Origin of the sequence: Pseudomonas sp. PDM18 (assembly GCF_014852585.1) — a bacterium.
Lineage (GTDB): Bacteria > Pseudomonadota > Gammaproteobacteria > Pseudomonadales > Pseudomonadaceae > Pseudomonas.
The window spans coordinates 141,571-167,623 of the sequence record NZ_JACVBX010000008.1 but is presented as its reverse complement, the minus strand read 5'-3'; the positions used below and the strand labels follow the sequence as shown (position 1 = coordinate 167,623).

General features: G+C 65.0%; 24 protein-coding genes. 11 read left to right on the top strand and 13 right to left on the bottom strand.

Annotated elements, in window-relative coordinates; all coding sequences use genetic code 11:
- Positions 1–161: 161 nt before the first annotated feature.
- A complete protein-coding gene (serA, locus tag IB274_RS17610; RefSeq protein ID WP_045215566.1) occupies positions 162–1,391 on the bottom strand; it encodes a phosphoglycerate dehydrogenase in 1,230 nt (409 codons plus the stop codon).
- Positions 1,392–1,581: 190 nt separating this feature from the next.
- Between serA and IB274_RS17605 the strand changes: the two genes are divergently transcribed.
- The 4 genes from IB274_RS17605 (at position 1,582) to IB274_RS17590 (ending at position 5,299) form a co-directional block, all read left to right on the top strand.
- The gene (locus tag IB274_RS17605) at positions 1,582–2,976 is read left to right on the top strand and encodes an FAD-binding oxidoreductase (RefSeq protein WP_192433232.1); all 1,395 of its coding nucleotides are present in this window, start codon (positions 1,582–1,584) and stop codon (positions 2,974–2,976) included.
- 159 nt (positions 2,977–3,135) lie between these two features.
- A complete protein-coding gene (locus tag IB274_RS17600; protein ID WP_081515255.1) occupies positions 3,136–3,801 on the top strand; it encodes a fumarylacetoacetate hydrolase family protein in 666 nt (221 codons plus the stop codon).
- An 84-nt stretch (positions 3,802–3,885) separates the two neighbouring features.
- The gene (locus tag IB274_RS17595; RefSeq protein WP_192433230.1) at positions 3,886–4,803 is read left to right on the top strand and encodes an SdiA-regulated domain-containing protein; all 918 of its coding nucleotides are present in this window, start codon (positions 3,886–3,888) and stop codon (positions 4,801–4,803) included.
- Between the two features lie 118 nt (positions 4,804–4,921).
- Entirely contained in the window at positions 4,922–5,299 is a 378-nt protein-coding gene (locus IB274_RS17590; protein ID WP_192433228.1) for a NirD/YgiW/YdeI family stress tolerance protein, read from the top strand.
- A 75-nt stretch (positions 5,300–5,374) separates the two neighbouring features.
- On the opposite strand, the gene IB274_RS17585 is transcribed toward IB274_RS17590, so the two are convergent.
- From IB274_RS17585 to IB274_RS17555, 7 genes are all read right to left on the bottom strand, one after another.
- Positions 5,375–6,406: a histone deacetylase family protein gene (locus IB274_RS17585; RefSeq protein WP_017520827.1), complete on the bottom strand. Its 1,032-nt coding sequence runs from the start codon at positions 6,404–6,406 to the stop codon at positions 5,375–5,377.
- A gap of 54 nt (positions 6,407–6,460) precedes the next feature.
- Positions 6,461–7,858: an APC family permease gene (locus IB274_RS17580; RefSeq protein WP_192433227.1), complete on the bottom strand. Its 1,398-nt coding sequence runs from the start codon at positions 7,856–7,858 to the stop codon at positions 6,461–6,463.
- A gap of 389 nt (positions 7,859–8,247) precedes the next feature.
- Positions 8,248–9,297, bottom strand: coding sequence for an extracellular solute-binding protein (locus IB274_RS17575; protein ID WP_081515260.1), 1,050 nt, complete (start codon positions 9,295–9,297; stop codon positions 8,248–8,250).
- Between the two features lie 43 nt (positions 9,298–9,340).
- Entirely contained in the window at positions 9,341–10,129 is a 789-nt protein-coding gene (locus IB274_RS17570; protein ID WP_045215587.1) for an ABC transporter permease, read from the bottom strand.
- Positions 10,126–11,040: an ABC transporter permease gene (locus IB274_RS17565; RefSeq protein ID WP_192433226.1), complete on the bottom strand. Its 915-nt coding sequence runs from the start codon at positions 11,038–11,040 to the stop codon at positions 10,126–10,128. The genes IB274_RS17570 and IB274_RS17565 overlap by 4 nt, the downstream gene beginning before the upstream one ends.
- Positions 11,037–12,086, bottom strand: a complete 1,050-nt coding sequence (locus tag IB274_RS17560) for an ABC transporter ATP-binding protein (RefSeq protein ID WP_192433224.1) — start codon at positions 12,084–12,086, stop codon at positions 11,037–11,039. Before IB274_RS17560 ends, IB274_RS17565 begins: the two co-directional genes overlap by 4 nt.
- A 298-nt stretch (positions 12,087–12,384) precedes the next feature.
- The gene (locus IB274_RS17555) at positions 12,385–13,401 is read right to left on the bottom strand and encodes an AraC family transcriptional regulator (RefSeq protein ID WP_192433222.1); all 1,017 of its coding nucleotides are present in this window, start codon (positions 13,399–13,401) and stop codon (positions 12,385–12,387) included.
- A gap of 149 nt (positions 13,402–13,550) precedes the next feature.
- On the opposite strand from IB274_RS17555, the gene IB274_RS17550 reads away from it, so the two are divergent.
- Positions 13,551–14,474, top strand: coding sequence for an SdiA-regulated domain-containing protein (locus IB274_RS17550; RefSeq protein WP_192433220.1), 924 nt, complete (start codon positions 13,551–13,553; stop codon positions 14,472–14,474).
- Positions 14,475–14,495: 21 nt separating this feature from the next.
- On the opposite strand, the gene IB274_RS17545 is transcribed toward IB274_RS17550, so the two are convergent.
- From IB274_RS17545 to rpiA, 3 genes are all read right to left on the bottom strand, one after another.
- Positions 14,496–16,439: an autotransporter outer membrane beta-barrel domain-containing protein gene (locus IB274_RS17545; protein ID WP_192433218.1), complete on the bottom strand. Its 1,944-nt coding sequence runs from the start codon at positions 16,437–16,439 to the stop codon at positions 14,496–14,498.
- Positions 16,440–16,653: 214 nt separating this feature from the next.
- Entirely contained in the window at positions 16,654–16,986 is a 333-nt protein-coding gene (locus IB274_RS17540) for a YegP family protein (protein WP_192433216.1), read from the bottom strand.
- Between the two features lie 93 nt (positions 16,987–17,079).
- Complete coding sequence (gene rpiA / locus IB274_RS17535; RefSeq protein WP_192433214.1) at positions 17,080–17,751, bottom strand: ribose-5-phosphate isomerase RpiA; 672 nt, start codon at positions 17,749–17,751, stop codon at positions 17,080–17,082.
- Positions 17,752–17,940: 189 nt separating this feature from the next.
- Between rpiA and ilvA the strand changes: the two genes are divergently transcribed.
- From ilvA to IB274_RS17520, 3 genes are all read left to right on the top strand, one after another.
- A complete protein-coding gene (gene ilvA / locus IB274_RS17530) occupies positions 17,941–19,467 on the top strand; it encodes a threonine ammonia-lyase, biosynthetic (RefSeq protein WP_192433456.1) in 1,527 nt (508 codons plus the stop codon).
- 69 nt (positions 19,468–19,536) lie between these two features.
- Positions 19,537–20,004, top strand: coding sequence for a DUF2269 domain-containing protein (locus IB274_RS17525; protein WP_192433212.1), 468 nt, complete (start codon positions 19,537–19,539; stop codon positions 20,002–20,004).
- Between the two features lie 10 nt (positions 20,005–20,014).
- A complete protein-coding gene (locus IB274_RS17520) occupies positions 20,015–20,482 on the top strand; it encodes a DUF2269 family protein (protein WP_192433210.1) in 468 nt (155 codons plus the stop codon).
- Positions 20,483–20,528: 46 nt separating this feature from the next.
- Here the strand turns inward: IB274_RS17520 and IB274_RS17515 are convergent, their stop codons facing one another.
- Positions 20,529–21,185 (bottom strand): HAD family hydrolase, encoded by a 657-nt coding sequence (locus IB274_RS17515; protein ID WP_192433208.1) that lies wholly within the window; start codon positions 21,183–21,185, stop codon positions 20,529–20,531.
- A 147-nt stretch (positions 21,186–21,332) separates the two neighbouring features.
- Here IB274_RS17515 and IB274_RS17510 point away from each other — a divergent pair, with 147 nt between their 5' ends.
- The 3 genes from IB274_RS17510 to IB274_RS17500 all read left to right on the top strand — a co-directional run bounded on the left by IB274_RS17510 (position 21,333) and on the right by IB274_RS17500 (position 25,252).
- Complete coding sequence (locus IB274_RS17510; protein WP_017520843.1) at positions 21,333–21,812, top strand: RNA pyrophosphohydrolase; 480 nt, start codon at positions 21,333–21,335, stop codon at positions 21,810–21,812.
- Between the two features lie 31 nt (positions 21,813–21,843).
- The gene (ptsP, locus tag IB274_RS17505) at positions 21,844–24,123 is read left to right on the top strand and encodes a phosphoenolpyruvate--protein phosphotransferase (protein ID WP_081515272.1); all 2,280 of its coding nucleotides are present in this window, start codon (positions 21,844–21,846) and stop codon (positions 24,121–24,123) included.
- Between the two features lie 97 nt (positions 24,124–24,220).
- The gene (locus IB274_RS17500; RefSeq protein WP_192433207.1) at positions 24,221–25,252 is read left to right on the top strand and encodes a sensor domain-containing diguanylate cyclase; all 1,032 of its coding nucleotides are present in this window, start codon (positions 24,221–24,223) and stop codon (positions 25,250–25,252) included.
- On the opposite strand, the gene IB274_RS17495 is transcribed toward IB274_RS17500, so the two are convergent.
- Entirely contained in the window at positions 25,249–25,995 is a 747-nt protein-coding gene (locus tag IB274_RS17495; RefSeq protein ID WP_192433205.1) for an NRDE family protein, read from the bottom strand. The genes IB274_RS17500 and IB274_RS17495 overlap by 4 nt on opposite strands.
- Positions 25,996–26,053 lie beyond the last annotated feature (58 nt).

Genomic DNA, 26,053 nt, shown 5'->3' with positions numbered 1-26,053 from the left:
TGTTCGCCGGCTGACGCCGAGACTGCCCCGGAAATCCGAGCGGCTCCCTCTCCCTCTGGGAGAGGGCTGGGGTGAGGGGCTTTGGCCCTGGATCGAGTTGCTGGGAGACAGAAACGAAAAAAGGAGGCCAAGGCCTCCTTTTTTCTTGTCACCGGCAGCGCTTAGAACAGGACGCGGCTGCGGATGGTGCCGTTCACGTGCTGCAGCTTCTCCAGCGCCAGGTCCGAGTACTCGGCGTCGACGTCGATCACCACGTAGCCGACCTTGTCGTTGGTCTGCAGGTACTGGCCGGAGATGTTGATGCCGTTGTCGGCGAACACCTTGTTGATCTCGCTCATCACACCCGGGATGTTCTCGTGGATGTGCAGCAGGCGATGCTTGCCCGGGTGCGACGGCAGGGCCACTTCCGGGAAGTTGACGGAAGAAACCGAGGTGCCGTTGTCGCTGTACTTGACCAGCTTCTCGGCCACTTCCAGGCCGATGTTGGCCTGGGCTTCGGCGGTGGAGCCGCCGATGTGCGGGGTCAGGATCACGCGATCCAGGCCGCGCAGCGGGCTTTCGAACTCGTCGTCGTTGGACTTGGGCTCGACCGGGAACACGTCGATGGCAGCGCCGATCAGGTGCTCGTCCTTGATCGCGGCGGCCAGGTGGTCCAGCTCGACCACGGTGCCACGGGCGGCGTTGATCAGGATGCCGCCTTTCTTGATGGCGCGGATTTCCTTCTCGCCGATCATCCACTGGGTGGACGGCAGTTCCGGCACGTGCAGCGAGACGATGTCGGACATGCCGAGCAGCTCGTGCAGGTTGCCGACCTGCTGGGCGTTACCCAGCGGCAGCTTGGTCACGGTGTCGTAGAAGAACACCTGCATGCCCAGTGCTTCGGCCAGGACCGAGAGCTGGGTGCCGATCGAGCCGTAGCCGACGATGCCCAGCTTCTTGCCGCGGATCTCGAAGGAGTTGGCAGCGGACTTGATCCAGCCGCCGCGGTGGCAGGAGGCGTTCTTCTCCGGAATGCCGCGCAGCAGCAGGATGGCCTCGGCCAGCACCAGTTCGGCAACCGAACGGGTGTTGGAGTAGGGCGCATTGAACACGGCGATGCCGCGCTCGCGGGCCGCGTTCAGGTCGACCTGGTTGGTGCCGATGCAGAAGCAGCCGACGGCGATCAGCTTCTTGGCAGCGTCGAAGACTTCTTCGGTCAGCTGGGTGCGGGAGCGGATACCGATGAAGTGGGCATCGGCAATCTTTTCCTTCAGCTCGTCACCGGACAGTGCGGTCTTGAGGTACTCGATGTTGGAGTAGCCGGCCGCCTTGAGGGTGTCGACGGCGTTCTGGTGCACGCCTTCAAGGAGAAGGAATTTGATCTTGCTCTTGTCGAGAGAAGTCTTGCTCATCTGCTTTGAACCTGTAGTCCCGGGATGTGGCGAGAAATTGAACAGCTCAGGCCGGACCGGCCGGTGCCAGGCTTGGCGCCAGGTGGCGATCTGCGTGGGGTGCGTATGCTAGCATGTTCTCCCTTTTCCTTGCCCGGTTGCGACCTGAGCTGTTCTCAGGACGACCATGAACCATTTGAGAGTTCCTCCAATGACCCGCGACGCCCTGATCGAATCGCTCAAGCCCCTGCTGGATGCTGGGAAGCTGCTGACAGACGCCGATTCCCTCGACACCTATGGCAAGGATTGGACCAAGCATTTCGCCCCGGCGCCCCTGGCGATCGCCTTCCCCAAAAGCACCGAGCAGGTTCAGGCCATCGTCCGCTGGGCCAATGAGCACAAGATCGCGCTGGTTCCCTCGGGCGGCCGCACCGGTCTATCCGCCGCCGCTGTCGCCGCCAATGGCGAGGTGGTCGTGGCCTTCGACTACATGAACAAGGTGCTGGAATTCAACGAATTCGACCGCACCGTGGTCTGCCAGCCGGGCGTGATCACCAAGCAGCTGCAGACCTTCGCCGAAGAGCACGGCCTGTATTATCCGGTGGACTTCGCGTCGTCGGGTTCCAGCCAGATTGGCGGCAACATCGGCACCAATGCCGGCGGTATCAAGGTCATTCGCTACGGCATGACTCGCAATTGGGTGGCCGGCATGAAGGTCGTCACCGGCAAGGGCGACCTGCTCGAACTGAACAAGGACCTGATCAAGAACGCCACCGGCTATGACTTGCGCCAGCTATTCATTGGTGCCGAAGGCACCCTGGGCTTCGTGGTCGAGGCCACCATGCGCCTGGAGCGCCAGCCGAAGAACCTCACCGCGATGGTCCTCGGCACCCCGGACTTCGATTCGATCATGCCGGTGCTGCACGCCTTCCAGAACAAGCTGGACCTGACCGCCTTCGAGTTCTTCTCCGACAAGGCCCTGGCCAAGATCATGGCCCGTGGCGACGTGCCGCCGGCCTTCGAGACCGACTGCCCGTTCTATGCCCTGCTGGAATTCGAGGCGAGCACCGAGGAAGTGGCCAACGAGGCGCTGGCGACTTTCGAACATTGTGTAGAGCAGGGCTGGGTCCTCGATGGCGTGATGAGCCAGAGCGAGCAGCAGCTGCAGAACCTGTGGAAGCTGCGCGAGTACATCTCCGAGACCATCTCCCACTGGACGCCCTACAAGAACGACATCTCCGTCACCGTCGGCAAGGTCCCGGCCTTCCTCAAGGACATCGACGATATCGTCGCGGCCAACTATCCCGACTTCGAAGTCGTCTGGTTCGGCCACATCGGCGACGGCAACCTGCACCTGAATATCCTCAAGCCCGAGAACCTGACCAAGGACGAGTTCTTCGCCAAGTGCGCGACCGTCAACAAGTGGGTCTTCGAGACCGTGCAGAAGTACAACGGCTCCATCTCGGCCGAGCACGGCGTGGGCATGACCAAGCGCGATTACCTGGGTTACTCTCGCTCCGAGGCTGAAATCGGCTACATGAAGGCGGTCAAGGCGGTGTTCGATCCCAACGGGATCATGAACCCCGGCAAGATCTTCGCCGATTAAGTCGCTGCATTAGAGAGGGGCCGGTTCTTTGGATAGAGGGGCCGGCCCTTCGCACGTCAGCGTCACGGGAAGTGGCGCGTGCGCCGGCAGGATGCGGGCAACTGCGCGGGATCACGAGCCCCGCGCGGAACATCTCTTCCATGCGTTCAGGAGTCGGTCATGAGTTACCAGCATCAGTACGTCGATGGCACCCCGATCCATTTCACCCTGGGCAAGGTGGTCTGCGTCGGCCGCAACTACGCGGAGCATGCCAAGGAGCTGAACAACCCGGTACCGACCGAGCCGCTGCTGTTCATCAAGCCCGGTTCCTGCACCGTGTCGCAGGCCGGTGGCTTTGCCATCCCGGAGGATCGTGGCTCGGTGCACTACGAGGCGGAAATCGCCGTGCTGATCGGTAAGCCGCTGTCGCGCAAGCCGAGCACCGAGGAAGTGCTGGACGCCATTTCCGGCTATGCCCCGGCGCTGGACCTGACCCTTCGCGACGTGCAGGCCAAGCTGAAGGAAAAGGGCCTGCCGTGGGAGCTGGCCAAGTCCTTCGACGGTGCCTTCGTGCTGGCGCCCTTCGTCAGCGCCGACCATTTCCCGGACCCGACCGACATCGGCATCCGCCTGGTGATCGACGGCGAAGTCCGCCAGGACGGTAACAGCCGCGACATGCTCAACCCTATCGTGCCGCTGATCCAGCACATCTGCGGGCACTTCTCGCTGCAGCCGGGCGACGTGGTCTCCACCGGCACCCCGGTCGGCGTCGGCCCGCTCACGAGCGGCAGTGAGGTGGTGCTGGAACTTCCTGGCGCCAGCCGATTCGAAAGCCGCGTGCTTTAACACCGTTGTCCCGCCGAAGGCCGCCGTTTGTGCGGCCTTCGCGTCTTGCGGGATGCCTTGCCGTGCTGACCAACAAGAGTCGTCATGACCATGTCCATCCTTCGCCCCCGCTGGCTGCTGCTGGCCCTTGTGTTCGTTCTCATCGTGCTCGGCTACCTGACGTCCCGCTTCCACTGGGATGATCGTGCACGCCTGTGGTTGCGCGAGCAGGACACCAGCGCCCAAGCGCGCTCGGAAAGTGTCTGGCTGCCCGGATACCGTGCAGTGATTCAGGCCAAGCCGCTCAAGGGTGGCCTCGAGGGGCAGGAAACCTCCGACCTGGCCTACAACCCGGTGACCCGCACCCTGTTCACCGTTACCGGCAAGAAGCCGCTGCTGGCCGAGCTGTCGCTTACCGGTGATGTGCTGCGGGTGATCCCGTTGCTGGGCATGTCGAACCCCGAGGGCGTTGCGGTGCTGGAGAACGGCAATATCGCCGTGACCGACGAACGCAAGAATTCCCTGACCATCTTCCATGTCGACCCGCAGACCCGCGAGCTGAGCACCGCCAAACTGTCCAGTTTCGACCTCGGCCCGCGCGGCAAGAAGAACAAGGGCATCGAGGGGATTGCCTGGGATCCTCGCCAGCATCGCCTGGTGCTCGGGCAAGAGCGTGATCCGCTGGCGCTGTTCAGCCTCGCCAGCGACGGTGGGGCCAGCCTGAGCGGTGCGCTGCAGCCCCTGCCCAGTGACCTGCTGATGACCAACGTGTCGGCGCTGAGCATCGACCCGCGCACCGGCCATACCCTGGTGCTGTCGGCGGAGTCGCACCTGCTGCTGGAGCTGGACGAGAAGGGCGAGCCGATCAGCTTCATCAGCCTGCTCGGTGGGCTCAATGGCCTGGACGATCGTATCCCGCGCGCCGAGGGCGTGGCCATCGACGAGCAGGGCACCATCTACATGGTCAGCGAGCCGGACCTGTTCTACGTGTTCAAGCGCGAGGCGACCGTCAAAACAGATTGATCCAGAGCGGGGGAGTGCGGGTCGGATGGCTTTAAGGTTGGGTTAAGTCCGGATTCAGGCTGGTTTCAGCCACCGGTCCTAAGCTGAACCCATCGAAAACGCCGCAGGAGGCTCATCCATGAAACTAACTCATCTCCCCCTGATCGCTGCCGCTGGCCTGTTCTCCACCATCACCCTGGCTGCCGGCTACACCGGTCCGGGCAGCGACGCCAAGCCCGTTGCCGCCGCCGCGCAGATCACCACCGTCAAGCAGGCGCAGTCTGCCGCTGATGACACCCCGGTGGTCCTGGAAGGCGTGATCACCAAGCGCATCGGTGGTGAGCACTACGAGTTCAAGGACGCCACCGGCAGCATCCAGGTCGAGATCGACCACGACGACTGGCCAGCCGGTGCCTCGGTCTCCGAGAACACCAAGGTGCGCCTGACCGGTGAGGTCGACCACCACAAGCAGAAGGCCACCGATATCGACGTGGACCGCGTGGAAATCCTTCAGTAATCCAATGCCACAAAAAAAGCCGCGCCGGGGACCCCGGTGCGGCTTTCTTGTCTTCAGCGTTCCGCAGGAGCGGCGTCAACCGATGCTTTCGAAGCCCTGCAGCACGTTGATCGCGTTGATGCCGATCTCTTCCACCGCGTAACCGCCCTCCATCACGAACAGGGTCGGCAGGCCGAGCTTGCCGATGGCTTCGCCCATGCGCAGGTAGTCCGGGCTGTCCAGCTTGAACTGGGAGATCGGGTCTTCCTTGTAGGTGTCCACGCCCAGGGAGACGATCAGCACGTCCGGCTTGTACGCCGAGATCTGCCGGATCGCCGCCTGCAGCGCCAGGCTCCACACCGACCAGTCGCTGCCCGAGGCCAGCGGATAGTTGAAGTTGAAGCCTTCGCCCACGCCCTGGCCCTTTTCGTCGGCATAGCCGAGGAAGTAGGGGTACTCGAAGCGCGGGTCGCCGTGGATCGAGGTGAACAGCACGTCGGCGCGGTCGTAGAAGATGTCCTGGGTGCCGTTGCCGTGGTGGTAGTCGACGTCGAGGATGGCCACGCGGTTGGCGCCCTGGTCGAGGATCGACTGGGCGGCGATGGCCGCGTTGTTGAAGAAGCAGTAGCCGCCCATGAAGTCCGCCGAGGCGTGGTGACCCGGCGGGCGGCACAGCGAGAACACCGAGCGCGCGCCCTTGGCCAGTTCGGCCTGGCCGGTCATCGCCACGTTCACCGAGCTGAGCACCGCCTGCCAGGTGCCGGCGGTGATCGGAGCGCCGGCGTCCAGGCTGTAGTAACCCAGCCGGCCGTCGATGCTGTCCGGTTCCTTCTGCCGCAGGCGGCGGGTAGGCCAGCAGATCGGCAGCATGTCGTGGGTCCGGCCGGTGGCCAGCCAGTCACGCCAGGCGTGCTGCAAGAACCGCACGAAGCCTTCGCTGTGCACCCTCAGGATGGGTTCCAGGCCGAAGTCACGCGGGGCCTGGATGTCGCCCAGCTTCACCGCCTTGGCCCGGTCCAGCACCATGTCGGCGCGGCTGGGCTTTTCGAAGCAGGGGGTGAACTGGCCGCCGATCAGCTCGTGCTGACCGTGGTGCAAGCGATGGTCGTCGGTATAGATCGTCAACATCACGCGCTCCTGAGGGCGCCTCCGGGCGCCCGTTGGGTTCTAGTAGCTCTGCCGTCAGGCGTTTTCCTCGAAATTCACGCTCGGTGCCTTGCGACGGAAGCCGCCGGTATGCACCGCCAGGTAAGCGAAGCCGACTGCGAACCAGCTCAGGCCGACGACCAGCGTCAGCTGCGAGAGGCTGGTCCACAGCCACAGGGTCAGGCACAGGCCGATGAACGGAATCGCCCCGTACAGCAGGACGTTCTTCGCCCCGCGGCGGCGCTCGACGCCCAGGTAGGTGCGGATCACCGCCAGGTTGACCACGGAGAAGGCCACCAGAGCGCCGAAGCTGATCATCGAGGCGAGGGTGGTCAGGTCCAGCACGACCGCCAGCAGGGACACGGCGGAGACCACCAGGATCGCCACGACCGGGGTCTGGAAGCGCGCGTGCAGAACACCGAACAGGCTGCGCGGCAGGATGCCGTCACGGCCCATGGTGAAGATGATGCGCGACACCGAGGCCTGGGACGCCAGCGCCGAGCCGATGCAGCCGGCGATGTAGGCGGAGGTGAAGAAGTTGCCGAGGAACTGGCCGCCGGCCTTGAGCATCACTTCGTTGGCTGCCGAGTCGGCGTTCTGGAACACGCTGCCGGGGAATACCAGCTGGCTGATGATCGCCAGCAGGGTGAACATCAGGCCGGCGATGACGGTGGTGATGATGATCGCGCGGGGGATGTCGCGGCGGGCGTCACGGGTTTCCTCGGCCATGGTCGAGACCGCGTCGAAGCCCAGGAACGACAGGCACAGCACCGCGGCGCCGGCCATCAGCGGGGCGAAGCCGGGCTGGGTACCGTCACCGACGAAGGGCAGGCTGAAGTCGATGGCGGCGCCACCGGCCAGGCTCTTGATCGACATGATCACGAACACCACGATGAACACCAGCTGCGCGCCGACGATCACGTTGCTCATGCCGGCGACCTGGCTGATGCCGACCACGTTGAGCACGGTGACCAGGGCGATGGAGGCGACCACGAACATCCATGCCGGGATTTCCGGGAAGGCGATGTTCATGAACAGGCCGATGAGCAGGTAATTGATCATCGGCAGGAACAGGTAGTCGAGCAGCAGCGACCAGCCGGACAGGAAGCCGACCACCGGGCCGAAGCTCAGGCTGGTGTAGGAGTATGCAGAGCCGGAAATCGGGTACTTGCGCACCATGAAGCTGTAGGAGGCTGCGGTGAACAGCATCGCCAGCAGGGTGATCAGGTAGGCGGTGGCTGTGCGGCCGCCGGTCATCTCGGTGACCACGCCGTAGGTGGTGAACATGGTCAGCGGGACCATGTAGACCAGACCGAAGAAGACCAGGGCGGGTAGGCCCAGGACGCGTTTCAGGCGGGCGTCGGCGTTGGCCGGGGAGCCTTGTTGAGTGTTCTGTTGTGCGTGTGCAGTGCTGGCGCTGTGTTGGCTGGCCATGGGGGAATCCTCGCGATTTTTATGATGGCTTGCGGGCGGGCGGCGTTCGGTGGCCGTCCTGATGTCGTCGGGTTGCGGCTCAGCCGCAGCGCTGACGACGCGCGAGGAATGAGGGTGTTTGCTGCAGGGTGACGCAAAAGCTGGTCATGGGCGTTCTCGGGGCATTTGTTCTTGTGGATAACGCGCTCGCGTTCCCTCGGGAAATCCCTGCGCCATCTGCGATGGTGCAAGGGCTGGCCGCCTTTCCAGCCGCTCCCTGCGCGAGCCGCCCGACTCTAGCAACCGGGGGTGCCGGGCAGAACCCTGCAAAGGGTCAAAAAGGGATCGAAATGGCCAAATTGGCTGTCAGAACCACCCGGCGCGCACCGCCGCGCCGGGTGACCTGCGGGTCATTTCTTCAGCTTGGTCCAGACCTTGGAACGCAGCTGCAGGGCCTTGGGCGAGCACAGCTTGAAGGGCTTCAGGCGATCCAGCTTGTCCGCCGGGGTGTTGATCGCCGGGTCGTCGAACAGCTCCTTGTCCATGTACTTGTCCGAGCCTTCGATCGCGTTGTTGTACTTGGCGAAGTTGGAGGCCAGGGCGATGTTCTCAGGCTGCATCATCCAGTTCAGGAAGGCGTGGGCCTCCTTGATGTTGGTGGCGTCCTTGGGAATGGTCAGGTTGTCGATGAACAGGCGCACGCCTTCCTTGGGATAGACGTAGACCAGGCTGGCGCGCTGGGCGTGGGCGCGGTGGAAGGCGCCGTTCCATTGCTGGTGCATGGAGACTTCGCCGGCGGCCATGCGCTCGATGGTGCCGTCGCTGTTGTACATGGCCAGCATCGGTTTCTGCTTGAGCAGCAGGTCCTGGATCTTCGCCGCCTCTTTCGGGTCCTCGGTGCACTCGTCGATGCCCAGGTAGTAGGACGCCGGGGCGTACAGTTCTTCGATGGAGTTGAGCGCCACCACCTTGCCTTTCAGCTCGGCCGGCGGCTCGAAGAACGGCTTCCAGCTTTCATCCAGCTTGCCGCCGGGCACCTTGGCGCTGTCGTAGCTGTAGCCGGTGGTGCCCCACAGGTAGGGCACGGAGTAGTCGTGGCCCGGGTCGTAGGTCAGGGTCTTGAACTTGTCTTTCAGGTTCGCCAGGTTCGGCAGCTGCGACTTGTCGAGCTTCTGCAGCAGGCCTTCCTTGACGAAGATCTCGATGAAGCTGTCCGACGGCACGACCACGTCGTAGGCGCCGCCGCCGGCCTTGAGCTTGGCCAGCAGGGTTTCGTTGCTGTCGTAGGAGTCCAGGGTGGCGTGGATGCCGGTGTCCTTCTCGAACTTCTTCAAGAGTTCCGGCGGGAAGTAGTCGGACCAGTTGGCGAAGTGCAGGGTGCCGTCGGCGTGGGCGCTACCGGCCAGCAACAGGCTGGCGGCGACGAGCGCGCGGGCGATGGGGGTACGGCGGAATTTCATCGGTGAAGCTCCTTGCAATGTTGTTTTGATTGGCGGCAGGAGGTCAGCGGCGACGCTGGCCGACGTAGTACGACAACGCAACGAACGCGATGGAAATCAACAGTATTATTGAAGATATGGCGTTGATCTTCGGGGAAATCCCCATTCGGATGGAGCTGAAGATGTACACCGGCAGGGTGGTGGCCCCGGCGCCGGCGACGAAGTAGGTGATGACGAAGTCGTCCATCGAGATGATGAACGCCAGCATCGCCCCCGACACGATCCCCGGCGTCAGCAGGGGGAAGGTCACCTTCCAGAAGGTCTTCCACGGCGAGGCATAGAGGTCCGCCGCCGCTTCCGCCAGCCGCGGGTCCATGCCTTCGAGACGGGCGCGGATCGGCAGGTAGGCGAAGGGTATGCAGAACACGATGTGCGCCAGCAGGATGGTGAACAGCGACAGCTTCAGGCCGATGAAGGCGAAGAACATCAGGGTCGCCACGGCAGTGACGATCTCCGGCACCAGCAGCGGCAGGCCCAGCACGCCACTCATCAGCGTCTGCCCGCGGAACGAGCGACCGCGCATGCCCAGTGCGGCGAGCGTGGCCAGGGTGGTGGCGACGACGGTGGCGAGGGTCGCGACGATCAGCGAGTTCTTCGCGGCGCGAAGGATCTCCGGGTCGTCCGCCACCACCGAGTACCACTTCAGGCTGAAGCTTTCCCACAGCGTGGCCGACTGGCCGCTGTTGAAGCTCAGCACCACCAGCACGAAGATCGGGATATAGAGGAAGGCGAAGAACAGCCAGGCGGCAGGCCGCACCCCGGTGAACCGCCAGAGCGGGTTGGCCGACTTCATGGATGACCTCCCGACGCGCCCTGTTTGAATCGCATGCTGTAGATCATCATCGCCAGCAGCACGAAGGCCAGCAGGGCGAAGGACAGCGCCGCGCCGAATGGCCAGTTGTGCGCCGTGCCGAACTGCAGCTGGATCAGGTTGCCGATCATCAGCGACTTACCGCCCCCGAGCAGCTCGGGAATGATGTAACTGCCCAGCGAAGGGATGAACACCAGGATGCAGCCGGCGACGATGCCGGGCATGGCCAGCGGGATGATGATCCGCTTGAGGGCCTTCCAGCGGTTGGCGCCCAGGTCGAAGGCCGCTTCCACCAGACGCCAGTCCATCTTCTCCAGGCTGGTGTAGATGGGCAGGACCATGAACGGCAGGTAGGTGTAGAGCAGGCCGATGATCACCGCGTTATCGGTGTAGAGGATGCCTAGGGAGGCGTCCGAGAAGCCCAGCCCGTGCAGGCCCTCATCGATCAGCCCGCCGTTGCGCAGCAGCAGCATCCAGGCGTAGACCCGCACCAGCAGGTTGGTCCAGAACGGCACCGTGACCAGGAACAGCAGCAGGTTGCGCCGGCGTTCGTCCTGCAGCGCCAGGTACAGCGCGGTGGGGAAGCCGATCAGCACGCAGCCCAGGGTGGTCAGGATCGACAGCCAGAACGAGCGCTGGAAGATGCCCAGGTAGTCGGCGTTGAACGACAGGCTGTCGTCCAGGTCGCGTTCCCAGAGGAAGTTGATGTAGGCCTCGACGGTGTGCTGGCCCCACTTCACGCCGCCATAGTCGCCCGGTGCCTGGATCGACACGGCGAACATGATGCCCAGCGGCAGGACGAGGAAGACGATCAGCATGATCATCGCCGGGCTGGTCAGGGCCAGGCGATTGAACAGCGACTTTCGTTCCGCTTGTGCGCGCAGTGTACTCATTCGGCCAGCACCCGGATGGCGGTGGCGGGAATGCGGACCCGCACCCGCGCGCCGGGCGCGTGGGTGGAAAGGGCGCCGTCGCGGTTCTGCTGACGGACCCGGAAGCCGCCCTGACCGGCGACATTGAGGTGGTACACGGTGTCGGTGCCAACGTAGACGATGTTCTCCACCACGCCTTCGAGCTGGCCGTCCTGCGCGAGCTCGGTGCGCTCCGGGCGGATCGCCAGGGTGACCTTGCCGGGCAGGGTGGTGGCGGCCGGCAGCAGCTGGCCGTCAGCCAGGCGCACGCTGTCGCCGCTGGATTCGCCCTCGAGGAAGTTGGTCTCGCCGATGAAGTCGGCCACCAGTCGGTTGACCGGTGCCTCGTAGATTTCGGTGGGCGTGCCGATCTGCATGACCTTGCCGCGGCTCATCACCGCGATGCGGTCGGACATGGTCAGCGCTTCTTCCTGGTCGTGGGTGACGAAGATGAAGGTGATGCCGGTTTCGTGCTGCAGGCGCTTGAGCTCGATCTGCATTTCCTTGCGCAGCTTGAGGTCCAGCGCGGACAGCGATTCGTCGAGCAGCAGTACCTTGGGCCGGCTGGCCAGAGCGCGGGCCAGGGCGATGCGCTGTTGCTGGCCGCCGGAGAGCTGGTCGGCGCGGCGCTTGCCGACATCCGGCAGGCGCACGAGGTCGAGCATCTTCTGCACCGTGGCGTCGATGTCGCTGCGTTGCTTGCCCTGCATTTCCAGGCCGAAGGCAATGTTCTCGGCCACGGTCATGTGGGGGAACAGGGCGTAGCTCTGGAAGACGGTATTGACCGGGCGCTTGAAGGGGGGAAGGCCTTCCATCGCATCGCCGTAAAGGCGAATGCTGCCGGAGGAGGGTTGTTCGAAGCCGGCGATCAGTCGCAGCAAGGTGGTCTTGCCGCATCCCGATGGGCCGAGGAGGGTGAAGAATTCGTTGGCGCGGATTTCCAGTGACACATCGTCCAAGGCCTTGAGGCCTTGTCCGGGTGTACCGAACTCCATGCATATCCGCTCGATGGTGATCGCGCTGGTCATGCTGGTACCATGCAGTTAAGCAGTTGTTATTGTTGAGGTTTTACGGTTTCTAGGACCGTTTCACCTAGCTGCGGATTGATAATGACCAAGCGCCGGGATGCGCAGAACGATAGATCAGGCCAATAAGGGATAAATCAGGCCAAGTTGAAAATGCGATCTGCCATGCTGGATTTCGGGCGTCAGCGGGATGTCGTTTCTCAAGCTTTTCGTTGGAGCGAGCTTGCTCGCGAAAGTCACTCGGACACTCCCTCTCCCTTCAGGGAGAGAGCTGGGGGAGAGGGTGTTCCCGGCCGAATCCTCAGCCCCTATACAAACTCGGACTCGCCCCGCTCCAGCGCTGGAAGGCATGCCGGAAGCTGGCCGTCTCGCTGTAGCCCAGCTGCTCGGCGATCAGGTAGATCGGCAGGTCGGTGTCCTTGAGCAGCTGCCGCGCGCGGTCGAAGCGAACCTCGTCGAGTACCTGTTGATAACTGGTGTTCTGCTGCTGCAGGTGGCGCCGCAGGGTGCGGGTGGAGCGGTGCAGATGCCGCGCCACGGTGTCCAGGCTGGCGGTGTCCTGCAGGTGGCTTGCCAGATGCTGGCGCAACTGGTCGAGCACGTCGCCACGGGCGCTGAGCATCCCGCTCATGCGCAGGCATTGCTGCACGCCATTGTGGCAGCTGACCGGGTCGGCCAGCGGCAACGGCCGGTCCAGCAGTGCCGGGCTGAAGCACAGCGCGCTGGTGGGCGCGCCGAAATCCACCGGGCAGCCCAGGCGCTCGGTGTAGGTCTCTGCGTGCAGTGGCGGCCGATACGCCAGCAGCAGCCGACGAGGCCGCACCGACTCGCCGAGCAGGTCGCGGATCACCGTCAGGAGCGAAGTCAGGCACAGCTCGGTGTTGAACACCGTCAGTTCCGGCGCGTAGCGGTAGCCGTCGGCGGTCAGGTGGACCTCGTCGCCCTGCGGCGTCAGCGCCAGGCGGAAGTAGGTGCCGAGTAGCTCGGGGAACGACAGCGCCAGTTGCAGCGCGTCGCGCAGGGTGCGGCTGGCGAGCATGCTGTAACCGAGGATGCCATAAGCCGAGACATGCATCCGCAGGCCGAGGTAGAGGCCCAGCGCCGGATCGTGGTGGCAGTTCAGGGCGTTGGCGAAGACCCGCAGTTCCTGCGCGTGGGTGATCAGCTTCTCCGGCGTCAGCAGGTCCGCCTCGTCGATGCCGCTGCCCTCCAATAGCTTCGGGCGCGGCACGCCGGCGTGGTGTAGCACCTCGGTGGCCAGTACCACGGTGTGCAGGGTCGCCTGCTGGCGTTGTTCAGGAAGCAGGTGCTGGGCCATCGATACGCCTCTTGCAGTCGCTTGCAAAAGAAACACAGGACAGTCTTGCGCTAACCTGACTCTAGCCTGCCCGCAGCGGATGATGGCCTTTAAGTTTGGCTTCAGGCGCTGCTGTCACTCTGCCACGCCATCCCCTCCCCGAGTCCTCCATGCGCCGTTTGCTCAAACCCCGTCGCCTGTTCCTGCTAATGGCGCTGTTCGCCCTGGCCGCGTTGATTGCGCTGGGCCAGAGCGTCCGGGTCTACGAGCGCGTCTGGTTCAAGTTCAATGAGTGGCGCCACGCCGCACAGTGGCAGGAGCAGTCCCTCTGGCTGCCCGACTACCGCGTGGTGCTGGAGGCGCAACCCATCGAAGGGCTCAAAGACAACGTCTCGGCGCTGACCTACGACCCGGATCGACAGACCCTGTTCACCGTCACCAACAAGCAGAACGAGTTGGTCGAGCTGTCGCTGGAAGGCAAGGTGCTGCGCAGGATCGCGTTGCACGGCTTCGGCGACACCGAGGCCATCGAGTACATCAGCCGCAACGTCTATGTGATCACCGACGAGACCCACCAGCGTCTGCTGCGAGTGGAATTGCGCGACGACACGAAGGAACTGCACGCCGAAGGCGCCCAACAGCTCGCCCTGGCTCTGGGGCGCGGCGGCAATAGCGGGTTCGAGGGGCTGGCCTACGACTCGCAGGGCAAGCGCCTGTTCGTCGCCAAGGAGCGCAACCCGGTGCACATTTACGAGGTGCGCGGCTTCCCCTACGAGCAGTCGGAGCAACCCATCGCGGTGCATGTGGTGGAAGACCTTGAGCACAACCGCAACCTGTTCGTCCGCGACCTTTCCAGCCTGCAGTACGACGAGCGCAGCGGGCACCTGCTGGCGCTGTCCGACGAATCCCGGTTGGTGCTGGAGCTGAGCGCCAATGGCAAGCCGATCAGCTCGCTGTCGCTGCTGCGCGGCATGCAGGGCCTGCGGCGCAGCGTGCCGCAGGCCGAGGGCATCGCCATGGACGACCAGGGCACGCTGTACCTGGTCAGCGAGCCCAATCTCTTCTACGTGTTCAAGAAGCGCGAGGCGCACTGAAGGCGCCTCGCACTCAGGCGATCAGAACTGCCACTGCACGCCGAGGGAATAGGACGCCTGGCTGCCTTCGCTGTGGGCGAAGCGCGAGTTGGCCTCGGCGAACACGCCCAACTGCTCGGTGACTGCCAGCAGGGCGCCGGCCTGGGCGCGGCCGAAGTCCTTGTCCACGTCGCCCAGGTCGGCGACGCGGGTGCGGCCATCGCCCAGGGCGGTCAGCGCGATGTCGTCCAGGCGCCCGTCGGCCAGCTCTTTCACCCAGCGCACGCTGGCGTAGGGCTGCACGGCCATGCGGTTGCCCAACGGCAGCTCGCCGCGCAGGCCCCAGCCGAGACTGGCTTCCACCGAGTCGTAGTCCTGCTTCTCGTAGCCCAGCGCGGTACGCAGGTCGTCGTCCTCATTGAAGTCGTCGATGCGGTAGTGCACGAAGTCCAGCCCGCCCTGCGGCCCGGTCTTGATGCCGGCGATGTCGAAGTCGTAGCCGCCGTCGACCCGCGCGCCCCAGAACCAGGCGTTGTTGTCGCCGTCGATACGCTGGTCGAGCAGCACCGGGCCGTTATTCGCCTTCAGGTATACCGAGCGCTTGGTGTCGAAGTCGGCGTAGCCGGCGCTCAGTTCGCCGCCCAGCCAGGCCGGGCCGCCATCGTTGAGCAGGCCATAGAGCCCCAGTTGCCAGGTTTCCGCTTCCAGGCGGGCGCTGTGATCGAGGTTGTCGCGGCTGCGCTGGAAGCTCAGGCTGCCGCCAACGGTCACTGCCTCGCTGGCGCGGTAGTCGCCCAGCAGGTTCACCCCGGCACGGTGCGAGCGCGGGTCGCCGGGCATGTCGAAGCCGCTTTCCGGGGTGGTTTCACCTTCTACACCGATGGCGCCGTCGAAGCTGCCGACGGCGCGCGAGCTGCCCAGCAGGGTCAGCCAGCGGCGGTCATGCAGGCGGGTCAGGGCCAGGTGCTGGCGTTGCAGCTGGTCTTCCATCTGCCGGGCCATGGCACCGCCGGAAGCGGTGGAGGCAAGCAGGTCGGCGTTGGTCAGCTCCAGCACCAGGCGCGTGAGCAGGCGCGAAAAGTCGCGCAGGCGCTGGTCGATGCGCTCCTGGCCGAAGGCGCCGGCGAGCACCTGCTCGTTGTCCAGCGCCGGGTTGTGCCAGGTGGCGCCGCCAGGGATGGCGGGGTTGTCGGTTTGTTCGTAGCCGTCGAGATCGCCCAGCTCCCAGTTGGTGGCCTCGATGAATAGGACAGGGACGTTCAGGCCCTCGAAGCTTTCGCCGTCACTGCAGCAACCGGTGCCGGCAGGGTATTCCTCGTTGAGGCCGGGGTTGGTGAACAGCGGGATCTTCAGTTCCTGGGCGATGCGCAGGAGCTGGTCGCGGTAGGCGCCCAGCGCGGGATTGTCGACGCTGTTGAAGCCGGCGTGGGCGTACATCTTGTCGCCGGTGATCAGGCTGTCTAGGTTGATCATGCCCAGCAGGTTGCTACGCTGCTCGTCGCTGAGTGAGGCGACATAGGCGCGCGAACCGCGCAGGCCTTCCTCCTCGGCGCCGAAGCCGACCACTTCCAGGCCGTTTTCCAGGGCGACGCCGCCCAGGTTGCGGGCGATCTCAGTCAGTACGGCGGCGCCCGAGCCGTTGTCGTCCAGACCCTGCAGGGTCGGACGGCCGTAATAGGTGTCGTAGTGCGCACCGAGGACCACGTACTGGCCGCTGCTGCCCGGAGCACTGGCGATGACGTTCTGCGAGCTGCGGTTGCCGGCCCAGGTGAAGTCCTGAACCTGCGTCTGGTAGCCGAAGCCCAGGCGCGACTGCATCAGCGCGGTGGCGCCGGCGAAGCTGGCGGTGCCGCGGTAGCGGCCGGGGTAATCGTTGATCAGGGTGTCGAGGGTGTCCCCGGCATATTCCCCGTATTCGTAGGCGTTGGCGTCGGTTGCCAGCGCAGCGCAGCCCAGGCTGAGCGCAACGGCTAAGGGTCTGAACACGGCACTTTCCTCTGTGTCGATTGGAATCGCATCGGTCTTCGATGCGTGGGCCGGAGGAAAGCAGGATGTGGACCGGTTCGCCGGAGATGGGCGGAATTTGACGCGTCAGTGACCGAGGGTGTCGCGACACTGTAACAATGCTGATACACGGCCGACGGCAAGGCCGGCCGTGCTGAGCGAGCGTGAGGGAGCGCTCACCGAAATGGTGCGCGGATCAGGTGTCGTCGCTGATCGGGGCTTCCGGCGCGTAACGCTTGACCGCCGCCACGCCGGCATCGGCGGTGGCCTTGCTGGCGTACATCTGGCTCTGCCCGACGACCTGGCCGTTGGTGGCCTTGAGCACGAAATAATGCTTGCCGTTGGTCGCGACATTGACCTCGAAGGCGCCTTCGCGCTGGGAGTTCTTGCGCACCGACTCGATGCCGTCGATGGCCGAGGTCTTGGCCTTGTACAGCTCGCTGGTCAGGACGATCTCGCCGTTGCTGGCGTGCAGGTTGAAGTGGAACTGGCCATCACTGGCCTTCTTCAGATGGTACTTGGCGGCCATGCTGCATCTCCTTCCGGGAGGGTTGGGTCATCCCAGCGTAGACGGCAGCGGGCGCTCTGGAAGGCGCCATCCGGCGGATGGCGCATGAGGGCATCAGACCTTGAGGGTCTTCACACCTTCGGCGGTGCCCAGCAGCAGCAGGTCGGCCGGGCGCGCGGCGAACAGGCCGTTGGTGACCACGCCGACGATGTTGTTGATCGCCGCTTCCAGTTGTACCGGGCTGTCGATGCGCAGGTTGTGCACGTCGAGGATGATGTTGCCGTTGTCGGTCAGCACGCCCTCGCGGTACACCGGGTCGCCGCCCAACTTCACCAGCTGGCGCGCCACGTGGCTGCGGGCCATGGGGATGACTTCCACCGGCAGCGGGAAGCCGCCGAGCATCGGTACCAGCTTGCTGGCGTCGGCGATGCAGATGAATTCCTTGGCCACCGCGGCGACGATCTTTTCGCGGGTCAGCGCGGCGCCGCCGCCCTTGATCAGTTCCAGGCGCTCGTTGGTCTCGTCGGCGCCGTCCACGTAGAACTCCAGCTCGCTGACGGTGTTCAGGTCGTAGACCGGGATGCCGTGGCCTTTCAGGCGCTGGGCGGTGGCTTCGGAGCTGGCCACGGCACCGTCGAACTCGGCCTTGTGCTTGGCCAGCAGGTCGATGAAGAAGTTGGCGGTGGAGCCGGTGCCCACGCCGACGATGCTCTTGCTGTCGAGGTGCGGAAGGATGTGGTCGACGGCGGCCTGGGCCACAGCCTGCTTGAGCTGATCCTGGTTCATGGCGGGAGTCTTCTTACCTGGGTGGGCGCAACGGCGCCGGAGAGTGGTCGAAAGGGCGGATTATAGCGGTCGACGGCACGCCGGTGTTGCGCCGCCGGGCAACTGTTATGGTCATCTGCGCGCGGATTGTTCGGTGGCCCGCGCCGCGCCGGCTGGAGTAGACTCGCGGTTCCTCGAAAAGCCGCCGATATAGCCCTTCCGATGCTCGAACACTACGTCAAGAAGATCCTCACCTCGCGTGTCTACGACGTTGCCGTGGAAACGCCCCTGCAGCCCGCCCGCCAACTCTCCGAGCGGCTGGGCAACCAGATTCTGCTGAAACGCGAAGACCTGCAGCCGGTGTTCTCCTTCAAGATTCGCGGCGCCTACAACAAGCTGGCGCAGTTGAGCCCGGAAGAACTCGCCCGCGGCGTGGTCACTGCCTCCGCCGGCAACCATGCCCAGGGCGTGGCGCTGGCCGCCCGCGAGCTGGGCATCAAGGCCACCATCGTGATGCCGCGCACCACGCCAGAGCTGAAGGTCCAGGGCGTACGCGCCCGTGGCGGCAAGGCCGTGCTGCACGGTGACGCCTTCCCCGACGCGCTGGCGCACTCGCTGAAGCTGGTGGAAGAAAAGGGCTACGTCTACATCCACCCCTATGACGATCCGGACGTGATCGCCGGCCAGGGCACCGTCGCCATGGAAATCCTCCGCCAGAACCCCGGCCGCATCGACGCGATCTTCGTGCCGGTCGGCGGCGGCGGCTTGATCTCCGGCATCGCAGCGTACGTCAAATACCTGCGCCCGGAAATCAAAGTCATCGGCGTCGAGCCGGACGACTCCAACTGCCTGCAGGCCGCCATGGCCGCCGGCGAGCGCGTGGTGCTAGGCCAGGTCGGGCTGTTCGCCGACGGCGTGGCCGTGGCGCAGATCGGCAAGCACAACTTCGAGCTGTGCAAGGACCATGTCGATGAAGTGATCACCGTCAGCACCGACGAGATCTGCGCTGCGATCAAGGACATCTACGACGACACCCGTTCGATCACCGAGCCCGCCGGCGCGCTGGCGGTGGCCGGGATCAAGCGGTACGTCGAGCGCGAAGGCGTGAAGGGCGAGACCCTGGTCGCCATCGATTCGGGCGCCAACATCAACTTCGATCGCCTGCGCCACGTGGCCGAGCGTGCGGAGCTGGGCGAGAAGCGCGAAGCGATCATCGCGGTGACCATCCCCGAGCGTCCGGGCAGCTTCAAGGCCTTCTGCGAGGCTATTGGCAAGCGCCAGATCACCGAGTTCAACTACCGCTACAACACCGACAGCGAAGCGCACATCTTCGTCGGCGTGCAGACGCACCCGGAGAACGACCCGCGCGCCGCACTGGTGCAGCAGTTGCAGGAGCAGGGCTTCCCGGTACTGGACCTGACCGACAACGAACTGGCCAAGCTGCACATCCGCCACATGGTCGGCGGCCATTCGCCGCGCGTCTCCGGCGAGCAGGTGTTCCGCTTCGAGTTCCCCGAGCGGCCCGGCGCGCTGTTCAACTTCCTCAACCGCCTGGGCGGGCGCTGGAACATCACCCTGTTCCACTACCGCAACCACGGCGCGGCCGATGGTCGCGTGGTCGCGGGCCTGCAGGTGCCGGAAGACGAGCGTCACCTGGTGGCGGCCGCGCTGGAAGAGATCGGCTACCCCTACTGGGACGAGACGGACAACCCGGCCTACCGCCTGTTCCTCGGCTGAGGATCGGGCAGGGGCGGCGCGACTGCTGCTAGGCTTGTCGGAACGCCGCCTTCTTCACAGGGAATTGAAATGGAAAGCCTGCAGACCTTCCGCATCCTCCACGGCATCGCCGCGGTGCTGCCGTTCCTGGCCATCATCGGCCTGGCCTGGTACGGCTGGCGCAGCTGGCGTGGCGGCGACGCCGGGGTGATCGCCAAGGCATTGCAGCGCATCGGCCTGATCGGTTGGGTGCTGGTGGCCGGCAGCGTCGCCAGCCTGCCGGTCACCGGCTATCGCATGGTGCAGACCGTCGGCTGGCCGCTGGGGCAGACCTGGCTGCTGGGCAGCGCCTGCCTGCTGATCGTCGCGACTATCTTCTGGCTGCTGTTCACCACCCGCCTGTGGCGCATCCGCGACCTGGCGCTGGTGGCGCAGAGCAGTGGCGAGCCGATCTCCGCTGGCGCCGCGCGGCAGTGGAAGTTCGGCCTGGGCTTCTTCGCGCTCGCGCTGCTGTGCGTGATCGCCATCCTGGTGCTGATGATCAGCAAACCGGTGTGATGCCCACCGCGTGAACCTCTACCTGCTGCTCAAGACCCTTCATATCCTGTCTTCCACGCTGCTGTTCGGCACCGGGCTGGGCTCGGCCTACTACAGCTGGCGTGCCTGGCGCAGCGGCAACCTGGAAGCCATCCGCATCACCTTCCGCCATCTGGTCACCGCCGACTGGCTGTTCATCGCCACCACCGCGGTATTCCAGCCGCTGAGCGGCATCGCTCTGGCGCACATGGCGGGCTGGCCGCTGGATTCGGGCTGGCTGCTGTGGAGCCTGGCGCTCTATGTGTTCGCCGGTGTCTGCTGGCTGCCGGTGGTCTGGCTGCAGATCCGCGTGCGCGACATGGCCGAGGCGGCGCACTGCGGTGGTGCAGCGCTGCCGCCCAGGGCCTTCCTCTATATGCGCTGGTGGTTCGCCCTGGGCTGGCCGGCGTTCCTGGCCTTTCTGGCGATCTTCTACCTGATGGTGAACAAGGACTTCTGAGCCCTCAGCGCGGGTTGGTGGGCCCTCAGCGCACGTTGACGAGCGCTCAGCCGCGCAGGCTGATCACCGGCCAGCCGCGCTCAAGGGCGACGGCGCGCAGGGTGTCGTCTGGGTCGACGGCCACCGGGTTTGCCACCAGCTCCAGCAGCGGCAGGTCGTTGCGCGAGTCGCTGTAGAAGTAGGCGTCGTCCAGCTTCAGGCCGGTCTCGTCGAGCCAGCGATTGAGGCGGGTCACCTTGCCGCCCTGGAAGCAGGGCACGTCACAGGTACGACCGGTGTAGAGGCCATCGAGCATCTCGCATTCGGTGGCGATCAGGGTCTCCACGCCCAGGCGCGCAGCAATCGGGCCGGTGACGAAGCGGTTGGTGGCGGTGATGATCACCAGCTTGTCGCCCGCGGCGCGGTGCTCGGCCAGCAGGGCCTCGCCCTTGGCCAGGACGATGGGCTCGATGACGTCCTGCATGAACTGGCGGTGCCAGGTGTCCAGCTGGTCGAGGCTGTTGCGGCCCAGGATCGCCTGGGTGAAGGCCTGGTAGGCGAACACGTCGAGGGTGCCGGCCATGTAGTCGGCATAGAAGGCATCATTGCGCGCCTGGTACTCGCCGGCGTCCACCAGCCCGCGCTGGCACAGCCATTCGCCCCAGCTGTGGTCGCTGTCGCCGGCCAGAAGGGTGTTGTCGAGATCGAAGAGAGCCAGTCGCACGATGAGTTACCGCCAGTTGCCAATACGGAAAAGTCGCCTAGAGTAACGGCTTTTGCGCACCCGGCACAGGACGCCGCAGCCCGCGTTGCCGCTGTCACAAGCTTTGTGGAACAATGCGGGCACACGCGATTTCGAGGATGTACCGCCGTGATCGATCCCGATGGTTTTCGCCCCAATGTCGGCATCATCCTTTGCAACGATGTCGGACAGGTACTGTGGGCACGGCGCATCAACCAGGAAGCCTGGCAATTTCCCCAGGGCGGCATCAACGCCCGAGAAACCCCTGAGGAAGCGCTGTACCGCGAACTGAACGAAGAAGTCGGCCTGGAAGAGCAGGACGTCAAGATCCTCGCCTGTACCCGGGGCTGGCTGCGTTACCGCCTGCCGCAACGCCTGGTGCGTACCAACAGCCAGCCGCTGTGTATCGGGCAGAAACAGAAGTGGTTCCTTCTGCGCCTGACCGGCGAGGAAAGCCGGGTGCGCATGGATGTGACCGGTAAGCCCGAATTCGACGGCTGGAAATGGGTGAGCTACTGGTACCCGCTGGGCCAGGTCGTGACCTTCAAGCGCGAGGTCTACCGCCGGGCTCTGAAGGAATTGGCACCGCGCCTGCTGGCGCGCGACTAGCACGAAGTTCAAGGAGTTAGACCCCCACGCCATGCTCAACACGCTGCGTAAGATCGTCCAGGAAGTGAACTCCGCCAAGGACCTCAAGGCGGCGCTGGGCATCATTGTGCTGCGGGTCAAGGAGGCCATGGGCAGCCAGGTGTGCTCGGTCTACCTGCTCGACCCGGAGAGCAACCGCTTCGTGCTGATGGCCACCGAGGGTCTGAACAAGCGCTCCATCGGCAAGGTCAGCATGGCGCCGAACGAGGGCCTGGTCGGCCTGGTCGGCACCCGCGAAGAGCCGCTGAACCTCGAGAACGCCTCCGAACACCCCCGTTACCGCTACTTCGCCGAGACCGGCGAGGAACGCTATGCCTCCTTCCTCGGCGCGCCAATCATCCACCACCGTCGGGTGATGGGCGTTCTGGTCGTGCAGCAGAAGGAAAAGCGCCAGTTCGACGAGGGCGAGGAAGCCTTCCTCGTCACCATGAGCGCTCAGCTCGCCGGTGTTATCGCCCACGCCGAAGCCACCGGTTCGATCCGCGGCCTGGGCAAGATGGGCAAGGGCATCAGCGAAGCCAAGTTCGTCGGCGTCCCCGGCGCCCCCGGCGTGGCCGTGGGCAAGGCGGTGGTGGTGCTGCCGCCGGCCGACCTTGAAGTAGTCCCGGACAAACCCATCGACGACGTCGAGGCCGAGGTCGAGCGCTTCAAGCAGGCGCTGGAATCGGTCCGCGAGGACATGCGCAATCTCTCCAGCAAGCTGGCTACCCAGCTGCGCAAGGAAGAGCGCGCTCTGTTCGACGTCTACCTGATGATGCTCGACGATGCCTCCATCGGCCTCGAGGTCAAGCGCATCATCCGCACCGGTCAGTGGGCACAGGGCGCCCTGCGCCAGGTGGTCATGGAGCACGTGCAGCGCTTCGAACTGATGGACGACGCCTACCTGCGCGAGCGTGCATCGGACGTGAAGGACATCGGCCGGCGCATCCTGGCGTACCTCCAGGAAGAGCGTAAGCAGTCACTGACCTACCCCGACCAGACCATCATCGTCAGCGAGGAACTGTCGCCGGCCATGCTTGGTGAAGTGCCGGAAGGCAAACTGGTGGGCCTGATTTCGGTACTCGGCTCGGGCAACTCCCACGTCGCTATCCTCGCCCGCGCCATGGGCATCCCGACCGTCATGGGCGCGGTTGACCTGCCGTATTCCAAGGTTGACGGCATCGACCTGATCGTCGACGGCTACCACGGCGAGATCTACACCAACCCGTCGCCGCAGCTGGTCAAGCAGTACGGCGAAGTGGTCGCCGAAGAGAAGGAACTGAGCAAGGGCCTGGCCGCGCTGCGCGAGCTGCCCTGTGAGACGCTGGACGGCCATCGCATGCCGCTGTGGGTCAACACCGGCCTGCTGGCGGACGTGGCGCGCGCCCAGGAGCGCGGCGCTGAAGGTGTCGGTCTGTATCGCACCGAAGTCCCGTTCATGATCAACGACCGCTTCCCCAGCGAGAAGGAACAGCTCGCCATTTACCGCGAGCAGCTCTCCGCCTTCCATCCGCTGCCGGTGACCATGCGCACCCTGGACATCGGTGGCGACAAGGCGCTGTCTTACTTCCCGATCAAGGAAGACAACCCCTTCCTCGGCTGGCGCGGTATCCGCGTTACCCTCGACCACCCGGAAATCTTCCTGGTGCAGACCCGCGCCATGCTCAAGGCCAGTGAAGGCCTGGACAACCTGCGCATCCTGCTGCCGATGATCTCCGGCACCCACGAGCTGGAAGAGGCGCTGCACCTGATCCACCGTGCCTGGGGCGAAGTGCGCGACGAAGGCGTCGACATCCCCATGCCGCCAATCGGCATGATGGTGGAGATCCCCGCGGCCGTGTACCAGACCCGCGAACTGGCGCGCCAGGTGGATTTCCTCTCGGTCGGCTCCAACGACCTGACCCAGTACCTGCTGGCCGTGGACCGCAACAACCCGCGCGTCGCCGACCTTTACGATTACTTGCACCCGGCCGTGCTGCAGGCGCTGAAGAAGGTGGTCGATGACTCCCACGCTGAAGGCAAGCCGGTGAGCATCTGCGGTGAAATGGCCGGTGATCCGGCGGCCGCCGTGCTGCTGATGGCCATGGGCTTCGATTCCCTGTCGATGAACGCCACGAACTTGCCCAAGGTGAAATGGCTGTTGCGCCAGATGACCTTGTCCAGGGCTCGCGAACTGCTCAGCCAGTTGATGACCTTCGACAACCCGCAAGTTATCCACAGCTCGCTGCACCTGGCCCTGCGCAACCTTGGGTTGGGGCGTGTGATCAACCCGGCCGCGACCATCCAGGCCTGACGCTCCAGCAGCCCCTGGCGAAAGAGCCCCGCGGAACCGTGCATTACTGCAGGGCGGATGAAGAGACAAGGCCGGCTCTCCGGCCGGGACGCAGCTTATGGAAGAGCTCGACCAAAGCCCCTGCACGGAAACCAGCGCCAGCGCCAGCGCCCGCACCCTGCGTTATGCCCTGAGCATCGTCAGCGATGGCATCTGGGACTGGGACATCCGCACCAACCATGTCACCCGCAGTCCGGGGTGGTACGCAATGCTTGGCTATGACCCTGACAGCCTCCCGGAAAACGTCGCCACATGGCACGAGATCATCCATCCCGATGATTTCGAGCGGGTCATGTTCGCCTTCGATGCCTATGTGCAGGGGCGCAGCGGCGTCTACCGCGAGGAATATCGCTGCCGTTGCCTGGACGGCAACTACCTGTGGGTCAGCGATCACGGGCGCTTCTTCGAGTTCGATAGCGATGGCAAGCCGACACGAATGATCGGCGCACACCGCAATATCCATGAGCGCAAGCTCGCGGAGCTGGCGCTGCAGGAAAAGAACCAGGAACTACACCAGCTCAACCTGAGCCTGGAATACCTGGTGCTGCAACGCACAGAGGCCTTGCGCCAGGCCAACCAGGCGCTCGCCGAACAGGCCGCCGTCGCCCAACGCCTTTCCGAGATCGATCCGTTGACGCAGATCGCCAATCGGCGGCGCTTCGAACAACAGCTGCATGCCGAATGGCAGCGCTTGCAACGGCACCATCACGGCTGCTCGCTGATGATGTTCGACCTCGACCACTTCAAGCGCATCAACGACAGCCTCGGCCACCCGGCAGGGGATCGGGTGCTGGTGGCTGTCGCCGAAGTGGTGCGGCGGCGTCTGCGCGAAGAGGACTGTTTCGCCCGCTGGGGCGGCGAGGAGTTCATTGTGCTGCTGCCGGAAACCACCTGCGAAGCGGCGCGCGAATTGGCCGAGCGGCTGCGCCTGAGCCTGCGCCGGGCCGACGTCTCGCTGCCGACCCAGCTCACCGCCAGCTTCTCTGTGACGGCGATGCAGCCAGGGGAGAACCTGTCGGTGATGCTGCGTCGGCTGGACGACGGGCTCTATCGCGCCAAGGCCCAGCGCGACTGCATCGTCACCTGCTAGACCATCAGGGCAACTTCGCCCAGGCGCGCGCCACTGGGGCCGAAGCTGTGCTCCAGCAACTCGCGGCGGCCGTCCACATGAACGATCAGCGCGGTGCTGGCGCGAGTGCCGTAGGTCGGGCTGGCGATGAACACGCTCGACAGCAGGCGCTCCGTGGCCAGGCCGACGCCGGTTTCCGGCAGTTCGGCATCGGCGGGCTGGCGGTTGTCGCGCAGCAGGGCGACAAGTGAGCTGGTGTCGGGTGCGTCCAGTACCGCCTCCAGCCCTTGGCGGGCGCTGAGCAGCTTCGGCCAGGGCGTATCCAGCGCGGCGTTGGACAGCCCGTGGACGCCAGGCGCGACCGCCACCGGCGGGCCGACGCGGGGATTGAAGTAGCAGAGCTGCGTGCCGTCGCCTACCAGCAGGTTGAAACCGCTGTAATCCGTCGCGCGCCGGGCGACCTGCTGCAGGTACTCAAGCGGCGCCTGCCGGCCCTGCAGGAAGGCCGCCACCAGCTCGCCCCGGGAGCGCGGGCCCACCGGCTGACCGGGATCGCGCACGTTGGTCAGGGCGGCGAAGCGGCCGTCCGGCGCCACGCCCAGCCAGGTACCACCGGCCTCCAGATCGCGGCCGGCGTAGACGCCGGGGAATCCCTCCCAGGCTGCCAGCGGCAGGGTGGGTCGGGCGTAGAACTCATCGCGGTTGGCCGCGACGATCAGGGGCGTGGCGTGGCCGGGACGCCAGGCGAAGACGATCAGGCACATGGGTCGAACTCCGTGGTGTTCCGGCAGTCTATCAACATCCGCCGATGTCCCGGAGTGG